This window comes from Lactobacillus sp. M0390, assembly GCF_016102085.1.
Taxonomy (GTDB): Bacteria; Bacillota; Bacilli; order Lactobacillales; family Lactobacillaceae; genus Lactobacillus; species Lactobacillus apis.
This window is the reverse complement of the sequence record NZ_JACFPH010000001.1, coordinates 491,926-509,902: the sequence shown is the minus strand read 5'-3', so window position 1 is coordinate 509,902 and position 17,977 is coordinate 491,926. Positions and strand designations below refer to the sequence as shown.

Here is a 17,977-nt window from a genome sequence, read left to right as displayed (position 1 = left end):
AACTATATAATAATATTAAATAAGTAATATTTTATTAGATAAAGCTAGATGACTGCTTATCTAAACAATATCATTATCGAAAAATACATCATTAATTTAAGAATACATTACTAAGATTAGCCTTAACTAACCGACTAAAAGCAAAGCTTTTATAAGCATTTGGAGGCATTACTTATTTTGACATAAAAGTCAATATACAAGATTAATATTTTTTTAATAATTTTACAATATATATCTTTTATATTAGTTAAAAGAGTAATATAATTACTTCAAATGTTAAAAAGAAATTAGGCAGTGTGTATGTATATAATAAACAAATTTAAAGAGCAGGTTGAAAGTAATCCAACCAAAATAGCTGTAACAAGTAAATCTAGGAGTTATTCTTTTAAAGAAGTAAAAAATATTGCAGTGCAAATTGCTCAAGAGCTTGATCGAAAACAAGGTTCAAAAATAGTGGCATATTATCTTAATGATACTTGCTTTGTGCTGCCAACAGTACTTGGAATTTGGTTATCTGGTAGGATACCTATGCCACTAGTTTCTGCTTTAAAATTACCGGAAGCAGTAAAACGAGTTGAAGACGTTGAATTTGACACCTTACTAGTTGATTTCGCAGTAGAAACAGAGCAAGAAATCATTAAAGTTAATGACTTTGACTCCAAGGAAGACTGTACATATCAAAATATAGAAAGTGCGCAATTCGAGAATAATGATACGGTTTATATCCTTTCAACTTCTGGCAGTACGGGAATACCAAAAAAAGTTTTTTTAGCAGAAAAAAATATTAATTGGATTGTCGACACTCTTTATCCTTTAATTGATATTAATCAAAATTCCAGTTTCTTGTTTTCAACCCCATACTCTTTTGACGTCTCTATAAGTGAAATATTAGCTCCCGCTGTTACTGGCTGTATTCTGGTTTGTTTAGAAAAGGGGTACAGCATTAGGGAAGTTCCGGCTGTACTTAGTAAACAAAAAATTACTCATCTATCCCTTTCACCATCATTTGCTGATGCGTTATTGGATATAACCGATAACCAATGTTTCCTCCAACTCAAATGCGTTATGATTGCAGGTGAAAATTTTCCAATTTCATTGGCCAACAAATTGAAAACAACTTTATCCAATGGATGTAGAGTTTTTAACTTATATGGTCCAACCGAAACCACATTATACGCAACATGTCATGAATTAACTGGAAATGAACAAGAGTTTGTTCCAATCGGCAAAGCCTTGGATGGAGCCGTTGCTAAAATTTTTGATAAGGACAGACTAAAAGAAGTAGAGAAGGGCGAACTCTACATAGGAGGCAAGGGTCTTACACAAGGTTATCTACTAGATCCAGTTAAAAACAATGAAAGCTTTATAACAATTGCCGGTCATAAATATTATTCTACTGGCGATAATGTCTTTAGGAATCAGGATAATGAATTAGTCTTTCTTAATCGTCAAGATGATCAAATCGAAGTCAATGGTATTCGTATTGAGTTAGGCGAAATTCAGGCAATTGCATCGTCAATCGAGTCTATCAAATCTGCAGTTGTAAAGTACTTTAAGGGCAAAATATATATATTTTATATTAGCTCAAATAACCAAGAAGAAGTAATCTTATCCAAACTTCCAGATTATATAAAACCAATTATCTTAAAGGTAGATCATTTTAGCTATACCTATAATCGTAAATTTGCAACGGAAAAAATGATTAATGAGTATTACACGTTGAACTCAGATGAGAACAAGGATAAGGATATAAAGGCTCAAGTAGATTCTATTTTAAACAAGTATCATGTAAACCGTGTTTCTGATTTAGATTCTCTGGACTTAGTACGCTTGCTTTTAGATCTTGAACACACATTTAATATTAAAATTAATGAGGCTCAGGCTTCAATGTTGGTTACATCCAATGACGTAGTAAATTTAGTTATTGCTGCTAGGAATGAGACAAATGAAAAAACTACAACTCCTACATCTAATTTAAAAGCAGATCTAATTAATCTTGCCAATATGATGAAAAACCTGTCATTCACATATGACGACGAACAAATAATGGCTTCATCATCACAACAAAGTCTTTTCAGACAACACAAGAAATCGATTATCTATACTAGTTTTAAACTAAAAGAAGTGACAGCCAAAGAGGTCGAAAAAATTAGGCAGCTTTTTTGTAAATTAGCCGAAAAAATTGATATCTTGAAGTTTGCCTGGTTCTTTAAAGATGATTCTCTTTTCTTTAAAAAAATAAAAGAAGCCCATCCGTTAATTTATATAGCCCAAGAAAATATTAGTGATAATGAATTAGCACAGATAATGTACAGTGATGTAGGAAAGCCTGTCTATTTAGTTCTAATAAATGAACAAACAAGTGAATTAAGATTGATATTTTCGCATCACGTAATAGACGCTGCGTCCCTTCGGTTAATAGAGCGTGTTTTTGTAAATGTGTATGAAAACAATTTTGACATAAAAAAATTACCAGACAGTTCTTTTGCTAGCTTTATGCAATACATTGAAAAAACTAATAAAAATAATGATTTGCAAAAACTACTGCTTAAACTCCCTGATACGAGTACTGATTTAAATTTAACAAAAGACGATAACGTTCTTCATATCATTAAATTTAAACATAAAGTGACTAGTGCGGATGACGCATATATCATAGCAATGTTCTTGATAGGTAAAGTTATTGCTCAAGAAAAAGCAATCGATACTGTTACCGGAGAATTATCGCTGAATATTCGGAAGTTTGCAGGATTTGACGCATCAAATATTATTGGAGATCTGCATTCTACTGTTCCATTCTTAATAAAAAAGGATGATTCCATTACTACATTTACAAAAAGGTATTACAACTGGAAAACTTTTTATCAAACTGGCACTGATATTCGTTATTCAATCTTTAATCATATAGGTCAAAATATGACATTCTTACCAAAACTAACAAGCAAGTGGCGTAAGCTTAACTTAGCACCAAATTACATCGGTGAAACCAAGTCGCTTGATGAGGAAATAAAGGAAATTAAAAGCCTTCCTTTTAAGCCCAATTATATTACTCTCACTTCAAGCCAAGGGTATGTTTATGCTATTTCATATGGTAAATTACTACAAAAAGAAAAATATGAAGTAACAGTTGCTGACAAGAAAATACGTCTAAAATCAATACTGTACTTAAATAAAATGGCTATTTAGTCCAATTTTGTAACTAGGGGAGCAGAAGGATGGGGGAGAGAGTACTAGTCAGACTACTTTACATAGCATTTATTTAATAAAGTACATCCTGACAAATTAATTCATCTCAACCATCAATATAGCTTGATGCGTAAGGAATATTTAACTTTAGGTTATCAAAACACAAGAGGAGAGGGGCGTTTTTTATCTATTTCATGGAAGTAAAGTCTATTTTATTGGTGGTTTCCTATGGTTTCTTAGGCATTAGGCATTTACTCACGTCTCTAACTTATCCGCAAATCAGTATAAATCGAACTGACATTTTGCATTTTTTCCGAAGAATCAGTTTGACTTGCTACGAAAAATTTAAAAAGCTGATCTTTAAACCTAAGATCAGCTTTTTAAATACGCGATAGAACTTTTGATAAAAAAGTTAAACTCGTTTTGATAACTTTAAACAAGTTAAACTCAAGTAAATTTGACTAAGCAACTAATAGTGTACGTTTATACCTATCATTAAAATTATAGTTTTAATGATAGCAACCAAAAAATAGTTGAGTCACTTCATTTTTTGACCCAAATTGAATATTTGACCATATGGGATCCTTTAAGGAATAAACGCCCTAATTTCTCTACAAATATAATTAACTGAACAATGAATTTCGACAATTTTCTACTTTTGTTCAAAAATCGTTTTTCTACCTTAATTGAGTGAAAATTCTGCCGAATCAGCTAATCGATTTGATCAGTTATCGAGCAAAAATTATTTTGACGCGCTTAAAATCACACTAACAGCACAGCAGAAGATAGTATCCGTAAACAAGTATTTTGGTCCTATTAAACTGATCTTTTTAGACAATTGAACTCAAACATTTGCTTAACAAAAAAGTTTGATGCTAGTACTAGTAATTTAAATACACGAGTAATGCTCTCACTGATAAATAATATTCTCTTCAGTTTTTTATATTTAACTTTACATAATATATATTATACGAAGTTATACATATGGAAAAATCATAAGTCCTACTTTTCAAATGAATTTTCTTTTTATTTCTTTTTTCCTACTAATCATTTTAAAAAACTAAAATGATGGCCTGTTAATGCTTAAAAAAGCTAAAACAGACAAAAATCGAATTAGTTGGTTGATTTATATTTTAGCGACAATTCCTAACCGGTATATATTAGTGAATTAGCACATTGCTTTTTTGAATGTTATTTATTTAAGTGCATCAATGATGCTACTTCATTACTATTTTTATTTTTGGTTTTGAAACTAAATAAATGGTTATAAAAAGCGCTTTCTGTATTTACTATTTATAGTTTATATATTATTATTAATTGTCCAAAAACTGGTCTTAAAGAAATTTTGAATAGCATTGACAGCACCTCTTTTGGTGGCTTAAACTATTATTTGCAAGCTTTTATCTCTTCACTTTAGGTTTATTTTTTTAGCCCTTTTTATTTGCTTTTTTTTGTTTTTGTCCTACAATACTATCTGGGGTATAGTTAAAAAACAATTTTGCTAATCTGTGGCTTTAACTACATTATTAGTTAAGTTGTTTTGTTCATTATTTTTATTGTTTTAATTTTTAATTCTATAATTGTTCTGTTATTATGGAAGATGGAATTATATTTTTGAAAGGGTTGAATTTATTCCATGAGTATAAATTTAGGAAAAGAAATATGCCGTCGTAGACGTGAACAGAAACTGACGCAGGAGGATCTCGCTGAGTTAAGCGATTTGTCAGTTAACTTCATTTCACGTCTTGAACGTACTAAGAATCAGAATATTAGTATTCAGAAACTCGACTCAATTGCTAGAGCCCTGAACACTACTACTCCAGACATCATTATGAATGCTTACCGCTTTAAAGAAGTTAAAGTCGAAAATCATCATGATAATACACCTGTATTTATCAAAAAAGTTCTTAATGAATTAAGAAAGATGTCTCCAGAAAAAGCTGAACGAGTATGTAAATCTTTTATTGTTTTAGCTAAAGAAATAAACAAAGAATAATTGTTTCAAATTAAATATCAAACAAAAAACGAGCTAGTTTTTACTTAGCTCGTTTTTTGTTTTACTAATTTAAATTTTTATTCAAAAGCTTCTGTTAATTGAGGTACTACCTGCTTCTTACGAGAAACAACACCTGGTAAGTCAATTTCAGAGTCAACAACTTTGCCAAAGGCCTTTTCAAAAGCAGCTTTAGCATTATCATTTCCCACTACAAGTGCTTTTGAATCTGAATCAAGTACATTAGTAATTAGCAACATGAATAAATCATAGTTCTCAGCTTCTGACGCATCTTCCATTGCCTTCAAGAAGCTGTCCTTGCGTTCCATTGCCTCAGGAAGATCAACAACGTTAATTTGAGCTACACGAGCAGTTTGACCGTTAAGTTCAAAGCTCTTAGCATCAAGGTCAATTAACTCTTCTTCGGACTTATCAGCAATGTTCGTACCAGCCTTTAGTTCTTCTAGACCGTAAGATTGGTAATCGACACCTGCTATTTCAGCTAGAGCTTCAACAGCCTTTTTATCCTTATCAGTAGTGGTTGGTGACTTTAATAGCAAAGTATCGGAAATAATTGCTGATAGCATAATTCCTGCAATATTCTTGGGAATTTCGACATCATTATATCTATATAAGTCATACATGATTGTACTTGTACAACCAACTGGTTCATCAAGATAGAATAATGGTGAAGTTGTATTGAAGTTCATGATTCTATGGTGGTCAACAACGTGTGTAACTGTCACTTTGTCAATATCAGAAACACTTTGTTGTGGCTCATTATGATCAACCAACATTACCTTATCTACTTCATTAGCAGCAGTTTTAATTACTCTAGGTGCTTCAAAACCAAATTTCTTTAATGCAAATGCAGTTTCATCATTAGCTTCACCAAGTGCTACTGGTTCAGTATTATAGCCTAATTTATTTTGTAGGTATGAATATGCAATTGCAGTACCAATTGCATCTGTATCAGGATTTTGGTGACCAAAAATTAGCTCTTTTTCCATTAATCTTCCTCTTTTTCTTTTATATTTATCTCTTTACTTAGTAGTTTACCTAATAATAGTTATTCGTCCAAGAACTTTTTCAGTTCCGTTAAAATTCTCTTAATACGTGGCACGTCAATCTTACCCTTACGATAAATAATTGAAACAGAATATTCTGGAGTACCTTCTATATATACAGGAATTAAATTAATTTCACTCTTATGCAGTTGATAATATGAAGAACTGACAAATGTGTCATAACTTGTTTCTTCAGCAGTCTCTACTAATTGCTCAGTTGAAGAAAAACTCAATGGAACTTTCATACCATTCTTAGCATTAATTTTGCTACCAAATTTTTCCTTCATCAACTGTGTTAAGTAAAAGTTGTCTGGATATGCCACCCACTTTTTGTCCATAAATTTTGAAGAAGGGTAAGCCTTCCCTGCTTCTAATTCGTGATCATGAGTTAATACTGTAAGCCGGTCTTCACAAATCTGCATGTACTCATATTGATTATGCAGATTAACCTGACTTTTCTTTATATTTGCAGGTACATAGAACAACCCAAAGTCTATTAAATTATTATCGAGGTTATACCACAAATCTTTGCGATTAAAGTAACAAACGTTAATTGTGATATCTGGACTTTGCTGATTGAAACGAATTAAAAATTTTCTTAATAGCTCAGAACTAACACTGTCTAAAACTCCAATTGAAATATTACCTTTATCAGCTTGAGTAAACTCCTGGATATCATTAACAACAGAATTGATTGTTCCTAAAAGCTTAATTGCTCCCGTTTGTAATTGCTTGCCGGCTTCAGTTAGATAGAGTTTCTTGCCCATTTGCCCAAATAAAGGTGTCCCAATTGCATGTTCGATCTTTTTAATTTGTTGAGTTAAGGCTGGCTGCGTAATTCCTAAAATTTGCGCCGCCTGAGTGTAATTCATGGTATCAATTAATTGCAAAAAATAATGTAACGACTTTGTTGATAGTATTGTATCTGTTTTAGGCATATAAATTAATCCTTCTATCTTAACAATAATATAACTCTATTTATATGCTATTATCGTTCAAAAACCCCTTCATGTCAAAGAGTAGTTCAAAATATACTGCCGCAAGCTCTATTAAATAACAGTGTATGTATAAATATTATTTACCGTGAACTAAGTGGGTTACCGATTCTTAAACTAACAGGTAAACCTTCACTTGTAGTATCTATCACAAATGAACCATTTGAATAGCGATCTCCAAGTGGAAATTCGTTCGTATTCACTTTAATGTGTCGCTTACTTGAAGTCGTAATCATTAAAGTATGATCTTGACCATATGAGGCAACAGCAACAACGCGGTGTGGATTATTCTTCAGCTCACGTAGAACGAGAACTCCTCTTTTGGCCCGAGATACTTTATTAATCAGATTGGCTTTAAACTGTTTAAATGCTCCTCTCTGGGTGATTAATCCTACACGCATTAAATCAAGGTAGTCAGGTTGAATTAAGACATAAGATACAACAAAGTCGTCATCTTTCAGATTAACTGATTTAACTCCAACGGCCTTTGCACCCGATTCAGGTATTTCACTAATATCATAGCGAACTGCATAAGCATTATGAGTAAATAAAATTATTTCTTGCTTAGAATCCGGTTGAACCACGTCAGCTCGTACAACCTTACTATCAGCGTTTTTCATCTTAATCGCAGTAATTGCTCGCGATTTATATGTTCTGGTTGGCTGTAAGTTTGTTAATTGTAGCTGCTTAATATAGCCATCATCTGTTGCAATTAAAAAGTTAACCTTTTGATCTAACTGCTCAAAATCAAAGACACGAATTATTTGTTCATCATTATTTAGACCTATTTCTTGTGATAGGTGCTGTCCAGTATCTTTCCATTTCGTCTCAATTAGTTCGTTAACGGGACGGAAAATCACATTACCATGATTGGTAAAGAGATATAGACAAGTAAGCGTAGACAAAGTCTTCTCAAATACGACTTCATCCCCATCAGGAAGACCGTTTTCTTCATCATCACTTGACTGCCATGATCTTAATGAAGAGCGCTTTAAATAGCCGTCTTTACTAATCAATACACGAACTTGTTCATCCGCTACTAACGCCTTTTCATCAATTTTAATTTGTGCTGTTTCTGATGAAATTTCTGTTCTTCGTGGATTTCCAAATTCTTTCTTAACAGCTGACAGTTCTTTAATAATTTCCTTGTCTAAAACCTTTGAATCGGACAGAAGTGTACGATACTGCTCAATTTTTTTATCAAGTTCTGCTTGCTCAGCTACCAAGGCATCAACATCGGTATTGGTTAAGCGATACAGTTGCAGAGAAACGATTGCTTCTGCTTGACGCTCAGTAAAATCAAATTGCTCCGAAATATTTTTCTTAGCTTCAGTCTTATTCTTAGATGCACGGATAACCTTAATTACTTGATCTAAGATATCCATCGCATGAATCAGACCTTGAATAATTTCAAGACGTGCTTCTGCTTTATTCAAGTCATACTTTGTCCGTTTAATGACAACATCTTTTTCATGCTCCAAGTATGAAGAAAGAATATGCTTCAACCCAACTTGCATTGGCGTCATATGATCAATGGCAACCATATTGAAGTTATAGGAAACTTGTAATTCGGTGTTCTTGAACAAGTAGTTTAAAATGTTTTGCGCATCTGCACCCTTTTTTAGTTCAATCGCAATGGATAAACCATGACGATCAGTCTCATCACGTACTTCCGCAATACCATCAATTTCTTTGTTAAGACGGATTTCATCCATCTTTTTGACAAGTAAAGCTTTATTTACTGCGTAAGGTATCTCTGTAATGATAATTTCTTCGCGATGCCCGCGGATTTCTTGAATTGTTGACTTAGCACGAACCTGAATACGACCACGGCCAGTTTGATATGCTTCTCTTAAACCTTTTTTACCAAGAACAATCGCTCCAGTTGGAAAATCTGGTCCCTTAACAAACCTCATTAAATCATCAAGTGTTGCATCAGGATTCTTCAAGAGATAGATAGTCGCATCAATTACTTCAGATAAGTTATGTGGTGGAATTTCTGTAGCATAACCAGCAGAAATTCCTGTTGAACCATTAACAAGTAAATTGGGATAGCGTACAGGTAAAACTGTCGGCTCATATTCAGTATCATCAAAGTTAAGCACCATATTGACAGTATCTTTATCAATATCTTCCAAAAGCATATTGGAAATTTTGCTTAGACGAGACTCCGTATAACGCATGGCTGCAGGACCATCACCGTCCATTGAGCCATTATTACCGTGCATTTCAATTAGCGGCTCACGCATTTTCCAATCTTGAGAAAGGTGGACTAACGCGCCATAGATAGAGCTGTCACCGTGAGGGTGAAAGTTACCCATGATATTACCAACCGCCTTAGCAGCTTTTTTAAATGGCTTATCATAAGTATTATTATCTTGGTACATTGCGTACAAGATTCTTCTTTGTACGGGCTTCAAGCCATCACGAATATCAGGTAAGGCTCTTTCTTGAATAATATATTTAGAATACCTTCCAAAACGTTCACCCATGACTTGCTCAAGTGGCATTTCACGAATTCGTTCTTTTGTAGCCATTAATTAAACCCCTCTATTCATTTTCTTCTTCAAGAATTGAAGCATTTTCGCCTAATCTAAATTTGACGTTTTCCTCAATCCAATTTCTTCTAGCTTCTGCTTGGTCACCCATTAAAGTAGTTACTCGACGCTCAGCTAGTGCAGCATCATCAATCTTAACGCGAATCAGCATTCTGGTCTCTGGATCCATTGTAGTATTCCATAGTTGTTCTGCATTCATTTCACCAAGACCTTTGAAACGCTGCAAAGAATAACCACGACCCATTTCCTTTTCATCATTTACAAGTTCTTCATCAGTCCAGGAGTATTTAACTTGAGCTTTCTTCCCGCGACCTTTTTGTAAACGATATAGTGGGGGCAATGCAATATAAATTTTACCGTGCTCTATCATAGGTCTCATGTAGCGGTAAAAGAAGGTTAATAGCAAAATTTGAATATGAGCTCCATCGTCGTCGGCATCCGTCATAATGATTACTTTGTCGTAATTAGAATCTTCGACTTTAAATTCGGCACCAACACCGGCTCCGATGGTATAAATCATAGTATTAATTTCTTCGTTTTTAAAAATATCTTGTAATTTAGCCTTTTGGGTGTTTAAAACCTTACCACGTAAAGGCAAAATTGCTTGGAAACGACGATCTCGGCCTTGCTTAGCAGAACCACCGGCTGAGTCTCCCTCCACTAGAAAAAGTTCATTTTTCTTAGGATTGCGAGATTGCGCTGGTGTTAGCTTCCCAGATAGAACTTCTTTTTTACGACGTTTCTTGCCATTACGACTTTCGTTTCTAGCTTTCTTGGCTGCTTCACGTGCATCCCTTGCTCGCTGTGCCTTTTTGACCAGCTCCTGAGCTAGTTCACCATTTTCCATCAAATAGTACGACATTTTTTCGTAAACAATCGCATCTACAACGGATCTTGCTTGAGGTGTACCTAGTTTGCCTTTGGTCTGCCCTTCAAACTCTAGCTGCTCTTCAGGTATCTTGACAGACAAAACAGCACTTAAACCTTCACGATAGTCAGAGCCATCAATGTTCTTATCTTTTTTGGTTAGTAAGCCTTGCTTTTTAGCATAGTCATTAAACGCACGAGTAAATCCGCTTCTAGCACCCACTTCATGGCTACCACCGTCAGCAGTCCGCACATTATTGACAAACGAAACTAAGTTTTCTGAATAACTATCACTGTATTGGCCACTGAATTCAACTTCAATTTCGTCTTGCTTACCATCAAAGTAGAAGACATCATTAAGGGTTTCTTTACCTTCATTTAAGTAGGATACAAAGGACTCAATCCCATTATCATACTTAAAATCATCATGATGCTGTGGTTCGCGCTCATCAGTTAAAACAAAGCGCACACCCTTTAATAGAAAAGCAGATTCACGAATTCGTTCTTGAATTGTTTCGTACTTATATTTAATAGTAGAAAAAATTGTTTCGTCTGGCTTAAAGGTAATGCAGGTTCCTGTTTTTTCTTTAGTTTTACCTAAACGTTTTAAAGTACCTACTGGATGCCCACCGTCTTTAAATTCTTCTTCATACGCAACACCATCACGAACAACCTTTACATCCATATAACTGGATAAAGCATTAACTACCGAAGAACCAACACCATGCAAACCACCTGATGTCTTGTAGTTCTGTTCAGTGAATTTTCCTCCAGCATGAAGAACCGTCAGAATAACTTCAATTGTTGGGCGACCAGATTTGTGCATCCCAGTAGGCATTCCTCGCCCGAAATCACGCACGGTGACACTGTTATCTTGATGAATTGTAACATCAATTTCCTGACCGTATCCGGCCATTGCTTCATCAACAGAATTATCGACAATTTCGTAAACTAGTTGGTTCAGGCCATGAATATCAGTTGATCCAATATACATTCCTGGACGCTTACGAACAGCCTCTAAACCATGAAGAATCTGAATCGATGAATCATCGTAAGAATTTGCGTTTTTATTTGTTTTAGCCAAATAAATTCCTCCAGTTTTCAATCATTTATATATTTTAATCCTCAAGCCAAGTAATCTTTGATAAAATAGCCTTAGACTTTAAGAGAGCAGGATATAAATGATAAATCTAAAATTAATACTGGTATTTATTCTAGCATACTTAATAGGTTCCTTCCCCACTGGGGTAATTATCGGAAAAATATTTTTTGCTGAAGACATTCGTGACTATGGTTCAGGCAACATTGGTACCACAAACTCTTTTCGAGTTTTAGGTCCTTTTGCCGGGAGCTTTGTTTTAGTAGTTGACGTTCTAAAAGGAACTTTAGCTACTAACTTGCCACGTCTATTTCATATTGCTGGTCCTAAATACTTACTATTAATTTCCGGTGGCCTAGCAATTCTAGGTCACACTTTTTCAATTTTTCTAAAATTTAAGGGTGGTAAAGCAGTTGCAACAAGTGCCGGTCTCTTTTTAGGCTACAACCTAAAGTTTTTCGGCGTTTGTGCCCTAATCTTTCTTCCACTTGTTTTCATTACTTCATATGTGAGTTTAGCCAGTCTAATTGCGGTTGTCCTAATTTTTATTAGCACTTTCTTTTTTCATGACCTTTTCCTTGAAATTATCGTTGGCTGCATTATGGTTATACTTTTTATCCGGCACCGCAGCAATATTAAGCGACTAATTAACCATCAAGAAAACATTATTCCGTTCGGATTATGGTATTGGTACAAGAAAAAACACAACAAGTTATAAACATTAAGTGAATAAATACAGCTAGCAACTATTTGCTAGCTATTTTATTATAGTTATAAGAACAAAAGTTCGCAACGGAATATTTTGGCATCTTTTTGCAGGAAAAAGATATCCTACTTTCGCTTAAACTCAACTAAGCTAACTACACAAAGTACAGCTACAATAGCCGAGATTAGCAAAAGCACCTCAAAACTTAATTTTAGACTGGCAAGTGTTCCGTACACAATATCCTTACTTTGGGCTTGACCCCAAGTCAAAAGTGACGCTGCCATAGCTGTGCCCATTGCACCAGAATAAGATTGAGCCGTCATAAAAATCACATTGCCGTCATTAGACTCCTCATTTTCAAGCCTTGCTAAACTAAACGTCATAATATTACTGTAGCTCAGACCCAAGCCAATCATAAAAACTACATAACTAATCACTATGATAGAAGCCGATGACCCATTGAAACTTGCAATCAAAAAGCTAAAGCAAATAATAATTACACCTAAAATTATCGGCAGACGCGGATTAGTTTTATCGTAAATAATGCCGGCCAACGCTGCAACAATAGCATCTGTAATTGCGGCGGGAAGGATAAGCAGGCTAGTATTTGCAGCTGTCTGCGCAAATGCTGTTTGCAAAACGTTGGGAAGTAAAAAAGATAGGCATAGCGAAATCAATTGCAATAAGAAAAAGGCAATTAGTAAGCCATCAAAACGCACACTTTTAAAAAGAGCTAGTTTGATTACAGCATGATCACTCTTTTGTTCGCAATAAACAAAGACTAAGCAACTAATTAGCGCAACAAGCAGTAAAACAATCTGTCTTAAGCCAAATTGCTGGTCAGTTAAATCAAGTAGCAACCATAAAGTCGACACCAAAAATACACTTAAAAAAGCTCCACCTTGGAAATCAAATGGTACATGAACTGGCTGTTTGACTTGAACAATACTTCGTTCTCCTAATAACCAGGTAATAATGATTATCGGAATAATTAGAATAAATAAGGCTTGCCATGGTAAATAGTTCAAAACAAGACCACCATATGCAGGACCAACAGCAGGGGCAAAGGCAATAACTAGTGTTCCGATGCCCATCAAAGTTCCAACCTTCTCTTTTGGTGCCTGCTCCAATATTAAAGAGAACATTAATGGTAGGCCAATTCCATCTGCAATTCCTTGTAGGAGACGGCCACCTAAGAGCATCGTAAAGCTGGTCGTGAATCCTGCCATGATTGTTCCAATCAAAAAAGAGATGACCGCAACCCTAAACAAGGCGCTTGCTCGATACCTTTTACGCAAAAATGACCCGAAAGGGATGATGATCGTTGAAACAAGCATATATCCTGTAGTTAGCCATTGAACTGTTTTTGCTGAAACTGCAAATTGCTTCATTAACTGCGGAAAAGCGATATTTAGCGCAGTTTCAATTACAATTCCCAAAAAGCTCAGGACTCCAACTGCAATAATTGCTCCTACGAGTTTCTTATTGTTTGTCATTAATTTTTCCTTCCTTAGCACTAAACTTTGACTCTTCTAGAATATTATCACAATATATAGTGGTGCTAAATAGTAGGTCATTTATCAATAAGTGATTTGAATTATACAAAAAATTGCTAATTATAATTAAAATCAGTAGGAAAAATATTTTAATCATTCAATTTTGATTGCACAAAAAAAGTATGACTAGTCGCCATACTTTTTTGCTTAGTTATAAGTTATTCATCTTTATCATGGAACGCCATACTGAAGCCAGCAGTGAATGTTTCACCTGCAGCCAAATGGTTCATCCCATATTTTTCTTCTAGCTTTTGATTGGTATCACTTCGATCAGCTATTCCCCACCAAGGTTCAATACAAACATAGTCAGCTGTTTTTGGATATTGCGACCAAACACCAACAAATGGAGCATCCCGTAACCAAACGTTAACGTGGAAATTGTTTGCATCTGTTCTAAGAGAAACCCGATTATCATGACCACGTAATTGGAAAATTAATGCATCATCCTTAAACAAATGGTTACTCAGCGTAATCAGACTATTAGTTGAAGCTAAAGAACGATTTTGCCAATCCAAATAGGCTCCCTTTAAAGGAATCCGTACCCTTGCACGGGATGGTTTAGTACTAAAGTAGAAATCTTCTTTTGTTAGCTTAGAAGTAGTTGGAATATTAAAGCCAGGATGACCACCGATCCCAAAAATCATTTCACCATCGGACTTATTTACCACACTGAAATTTTCTTCCAATAAATTGTTGAGTAAGTTGTAGTTTACGCGTAATTCAAATTTAAATGGATAGACTTTTCTTGTCTCTTCATTATCAGTCAGTAGAAGAGTAATACTTTCATCAGTCTGTTGCTCAACTTTAAATTCTTGATCACGTGCAAAACCATGTTGATTTAAATGATAGGTTTTGCCTTGATAAGTATATTCATCATTTTTTAGTCTACCAACAATTGGAAATAGAATCGGTGCATGTCGATTCCAGACCGCTGGATCGGCTTGCCAAATATACTCATACCCACTATGTAAACTTTTAACACTCTGGACTTCAGCACCCCTGCTTGCAATTGTGACTTGCAAAATGCTGTTTTTAATTGTGTAATCCATGTTAAATCATCGCCTTTTGTTAAAGAATAAACTTAGTTAAATCCTTATTTGTTATTATATCACTAAGTTTTTCATCAACATATGCTTCAGTTATTGTAATCTCACCCATTGCCATGTCAGGGCCTTCATACAAAACATCTTCAAGCAACTTTTCCAAAATAGTTGATAGTCTTCTAGCACCAATATTATCCGTTCCCTGGTTAACATCAAACGCTATTTGAGCTATTTTATCAACTGCTTCTTTTGTGAAGACTAATTTGATGCCGTCAGCCTTCATCAATGCAACATATTGCTCAAGCAGAGAATCTGCTGGATCTTTCAAAATCTTCACAAAATCTTCCTTAGTTAAAGCATTAAGCTCAACTCGAATAGGAAAGCGACCTTGAAGTTCTGGAATTAAATCACTTGGTTTAGATTCTGAAAAGGCACCGGCAGCAATAAAGAGAATATGATCCGTTGATACAGGACCATACTTGGTTTGAACGGTTGATCCTTCAACAATTGGTAAGATATCGCGTTGAACACCTTCACGGGACACTTCTCCCGAAGTCTTCTTGTTTCCAGCAGCTATTTTATCAATTTCATCGATAAAAATAATACCATTGTTTGATGTACGCTCAATTGCCTTTTGATAGATTGAGTCATAATCAACTAACTTCTTTGATTCTTCTTGAATTAGAACTTCACGGGCATCCCTAACAGACATGGTCCGTTTAACACGTTTCTTTGGCATCATTTCATTAAGCATTGAGCCCATATCCACGCCCATTTGGTTCATCATGTTACCCATTGGGTTGATTTTTGGAGCTTGTTCTACTTCAATCGTCACATCACGGTCTTCTAGCAAGCCTTTGTCAAGTTGTTCAGCAACTGACAAACGCTCATTTCTGATTTCATCTGTTACTTCTTCTTGGTCAGCTTCAGGAACGTTATTAGCATTTTGCTCGTTTGGCATGAGCATTGACATCATGTCCTGCAATTCCTGCATTTGATTTCTTCTTTTTTCTTTTTTGATGCCAGGAACAAGCAAACGTACAATTGTCTTATTTGCTTCTTTTGCTGCTTGAGCACGAACATGGTCAAACTGATCCTTTTCTTCCATTCGAACAGCTTCACTGACTAAGTCACGTACCATTGATTCGACGTCACGCCCAACATAACCAACTTCGGTAAATTTGGTTGCTTCAACTTTGACGAAAGGTGCATCAACAATAATTGCCAGTCTTCTAGCAATTTCTGTTTTTCCGACCCCAGTTGGTCCTGCCATTAACATGTTTTTAGGAGTAATATCTTCCTGCATCTTTTTAGGCAGTTGCATGCGTCGATAACGGTTATAAAGAGCCACTGCAACAGCTTTTTTAGCTTCATCTTGACCAATAATATATTCGTCTAATAAGCTAACAATTTGTTTGGGTGTTTTGATCTCCATTACTTATTCACTCACCTTTAAAGTTCATCCGTATGAATTTGATCATCGGTAAAAATATCGATTCCAGAAGCAATTTCAACAGCTTCAAGAGCAATCTCACTGGCTGACATATCAGAAGAATGTCTAATCATAGCAATTGCTGCAGCCTGAGCAAAATTACCACCAGAACCAATTGCAACTACGTTTTCATCTGGCTCAAGAACTTCTCCGTTTCCTGAAATTAGTAACAAGTCCTTATCATCGAATGCAATCAACATTGCGTCTAGCTTTTGCAAAGTAGCATCTTTTCGCCAAGACTGTGCCATTTCAACTGCAGCACGACGCAAATCGCCACCAAACGCTTCAAGTTTTCCTTCTAGCATATCTTGTAAGCTAACTGCATCGGCAACACCACCAGCAAAGCCAATAACCACGCGATCATGGTATATCCGGCGAATCTTTTTTGCTGTTGCTTTTGCGATTACCTTTTCACCTAAAGTAACCTGACCGTCACCTGCGATTGCAGTTTTTCCGTTATATCTTACTGAACATATAGTTGTCATTATTTTGCCTCATCTTTCTTATCATTACGTGTAAAGAACTGATCATAATTTGCCTGTAAATGACTCATTGTTACGTGAGTATAAATTTGTGTTGTCGACAAATTAATGTGTCCTAATAACTCTTGAACACTACGCAAATCGGCACCATTATTAAGCATAGCTGTCGCAAATGAATGGCGTAATTCATGGGGATGAACTTTTCCGTTTATCCCCGCATTATTAAATACTTTTTGCATAATATATTCAATTCCGCGCGTAGTTAGTGGCTTCCCTAAATTATTTAAAAAAACAGTTTTAGTATCGTTTGAATTTTTCAAAAGCTTAGGTCGTCCTTCATTCAGGTAGTTCGACAGTGCTTCTTCAGTTTGCTTGTCAAAAGCCACGTAACGATCTTTATTTCCTTTTCCATGAACTAGGATGATCTTTAACTCCAAGTCAATTTGCTCAATTTTTAGTTCACTTACTTCACTTACCCGCATGCCAGTTGTATAAAACAATTCAAACATTGCTAGATTGCGCATTGTTAATGGCTCATTGGACTTAAGTGAATCAAAAACTTGCTTGATTTCAGGAGCATAAAAGAACTGCGGTAGTTTATGATCTTTAGCGCGCAAAACAACCGTTTGCGTTGGGTCTATTTTAACAATTTTCCGCTTAGTTAGAAAGCGGTAAAATGACCGCAAACTCGACATTTTTCGTGATTGTGTGGACCTTGCTACTTTGCGCTCTGCGAGATTTTGTATAAAAAGCTCAACATCCCGTCTAGTAACCTCTTTCCAGCCATCAAAACCACCATTATCCTGCCAAAATGCTTTTGCCTCAAGCAAATCATTTTGGTAAGAAATGACCGTATTTTTACTGTAATGTCGTTCGTTTTGAAGATAAGAAATAAAAAGCGTTAGTTCATCACTTTCATTAGCACCTGTCATT

12 protein-coding genes are annotated in these 17,977 nt (G+C 35.2%); 3 read left to right on the top strand and 9 right to left on the bottom strand.

The genetic code is table 11. The features are described 5' to 3' along the window. Positions 1-300: 300 nt before the first annotated feature. Together H3R25_RS02445 and H3R25_RS02440 are read left to right on the top strand one after the other, a co-directional pair. Positions 301-3,186 carry an AMP-binding protein gene (locus H3R25_RS02445; protein WP_198194212.1) on the top strand — a complete coding sequence of 962 codons (2,886 nt, stop codon included), beginning with the start codon at positions 301-303 and terminating at the stop codon, positions 3,184-3,186. 1,636 nt (positions 3,187-4,822) lie between these two features. Then, positions 4,823-5,182, top strand: coding sequence for a helix-turn-helix domain-containing protein (locus H3R25_RS02440; protein WP_046306868.1), 360 nt, complete (start codon positions 4,823-4,825; stop codon positions 5,180-5,182). Positions 5,183-5,259: 77 nt separating this feature from the next. Here the strand turns inward: H3R25_RS02440 and H3R25_RS02435 are convergent, their stop codons facing one another. The 4 genes from H3R25_RS02435 to parE form a co-directional block, all read right to left on the bottom strand. Next, positions 5,260-6,189 carry a manganese-dependent inorganic pyrophosphatase gene (locus H3R25_RS02435; RefSeq protein WP_074425367.1) on the bottom strand — a complete coding sequence of 310 codons (930 nt, stop codon included), beginning with the start codon at positions 6,187-6,189 and terminating at the stop codon, positions 5,260-5,262. Between the two features lie 59 nt (positions 6,190-6,248). Then, the gene (locus tag H3R25_RS02430; protein WP_198194211.1) at positions 6,249-7,184 is read right to left on the bottom strand and encodes a LysR family transcriptional regulator; all 936 of its coding nucleotides are present in this window, start codon (positions 7,182-7,184) and stop codon (positions 6,249-6,251) included. 140 nt (positions 7,185-7,324) lie between these two features. After that, positions 7,325-9,778: a DNA topoisomerase IV subunit A gene (parC, locus tag H3R25_RS02425; RefSeq protein WP_198194210.1), complete on the bottom strand. Its 2,454-nt coding sequence runs from the start codon at positions 9,776-9,778 to the stop codon at positions 7,325-7,327. Positions 9,779-9,791: 13 nt separating this feature from the next. Continuing rightward, positions 9,792-11,750 (bottom strand): DNA topoisomerase IV subunit B, encoded by a 1,959-nt coding sequence (parE, locus tag H3R25_RS02420; protein WP_074425371.1) that lies wholly within the window; start codon positions 11,748-11,750, stop codon positions 9,792-9,794. A 97-nt stretch (positions 11,751-11,847) separates the two neighbouring features. Here parE and plsY point away from each other — a divergent pair, with 97 nt between their 5' ends. Next, positions 11,848-12,483, top strand: a complete 636-nt coding sequence (plsY, locus tag H3R25_RS02415; RefSeq protein WP_046306861.1) for a glycerol-3-phosphate 1-O-acyltransferase PlsY — start codon at positions 11,848-11,850, stop codon at positions 12,481-12,483. Between the two features lie 113 nt (positions 12,484-12,596). Here the strand turns inward: plsY and H3R25_RS02410 are convergent, their stop codons facing one another. The 5 genes from H3R25_RS02410 to xerC form a co-directional block, all read right to left on the bottom strand. Then, the gene (locus H3R25_RS02410; protein WP_198194209.1) at positions 12,597-13,967 is read right to left on the bottom strand and encodes an MFS transporter; all 1,371 of its coding nucleotides are present in this window, start codon (positions 13,965-13,967) and stop codon (positions 12,597-12,599) included. 218 nt (positions 13,968-14,185) lie between these two features. Continuing rightward, the gene (locus H3R25_RS02405) at positions 14,186-15,076 is read right to left on the bottom strand and encodes an aldose 1-epimerase family protein (RefSeq protein ID WP_198194208.1); all 891 of its coding nucleotides are present in this window, start codon (positions 15,074-15,076) and stop codon (positions 14,186-14,188) included. Positions 15,077-15,095: 19 nt separating this feature from the next. Continuing rightward, positions 15,096-16,505 (bottom strand): ATP-dependent protease ATPase subunit HslU, encoded by a 1,410-nt coding sequence (hslU, locus tag H3R25_RS02400; protein WP_198194207.1) that lies wholly within the window; start codon positions 16,503-16,505, stop codon positions 15,096-15,098. A gap of 17 nt (positions 16,506-16,522) precedes the next feature. Further along, a complete protein-coding gene (hslV, locus tag H3R25_RS02395; RefSeq protein WP_198194206.1) occupies positions 16,523-17,047 on the bottom strand; it encodes an HslVU peptidase proteolytic subunit in 525 nt (174 codons plus the stop codon). Continuing rightward, positions 17,047-17,976 carry a tyrosine recombinase XerC gene (xerC, locus tag H3R25_RS02390; RefSeq protein WP_198194205.1) on the bottom strand — a complete coding sequence of 310 codons (930 nt, stop codon included), beginning with the start codon at positions 17,974-17,976 and terminating at the stop codon, positions 17,047-17,049. Before xerC ends, hslV begins: the two co-directional genes overlap by 1 nt. Position 17,977 lies beyond the last annotated feature (1 nt).

Bases quoted from the DNA above. Each gene is read 5' to 3' on its own strand.
- hslV (WP_198194206.1), bottom strand. From the start codon at position 17,047: ATGACAACTATATGTTCAGTAAGATATAACGGAAAAACTGCAATCGCA.
- H3R25_RS02435 (WP_074425367.1), bottom strand. From the start codon at position 6,189: ATGGAAAAAGAGCTAATTTTTGGTCACCAAAATCCTGATACAGATGCA.
- H3R25_RS02430 (WP_198194211.1), bottom strand. From the start codon at position 7,184: ATGCCTAAAACAGATACAATACTATCAACAAAGTCGTTACATTATTTT.
- parC (WP_198194210.1), bottom strand. From the start codon at position 9,778: ATGGCTACAAAAGAACGAATTCGTGAAATGCCACTTGAGCAAGTCATG.
- hslU (WP_198194207.1), bottom strand. From the start codon at position 16,505: ATGGAGATCAAAACACCCAAACAAATTGTTAGCTTATTAGACGAATAT.
- H3R25_RS02445 (WP_198194212.1), top strand. From the start codon at position 301: ATGTATATAATAAACAAATTTAAAGAGCAGGTTGAAAGTAATCCAACC.
- plsY (WP_046306861.1), top strand. From the start codon at position 11,848: ATGATAAATCTAAAATTAATACTGGTATTTATTCTAGCATACTTAATA.
- H3R25_RS02440 (WP_046306868.1), top strand. From the start codon at position 4,823: ATGAGTATAAATTTAGGAAAAGAAATATGCCGTCGTAGACGTGAACAG.
- xerC (WP_198194205.1), bottom strand. From the start codon at position 17,976: ATGACAGGTGCTAATGAAAGTGATGAACTAACGCTTTTTATTTCTTAT.
- H3R25_RS02410 (WP_198194209.1), bottom strand. From the start codon at position 13,967: ATGACAAACAATAAGAAACTCGTAGGAGCAATTATTGCAGTTGGAGTC.
- H3R25_RS02405 (WP_198194208.1), bottom strand. From the start codon at position 15,076: ATGGATTACACAATTAAAAACAGCATTTTGCAAGTCACAATTGCAAGC.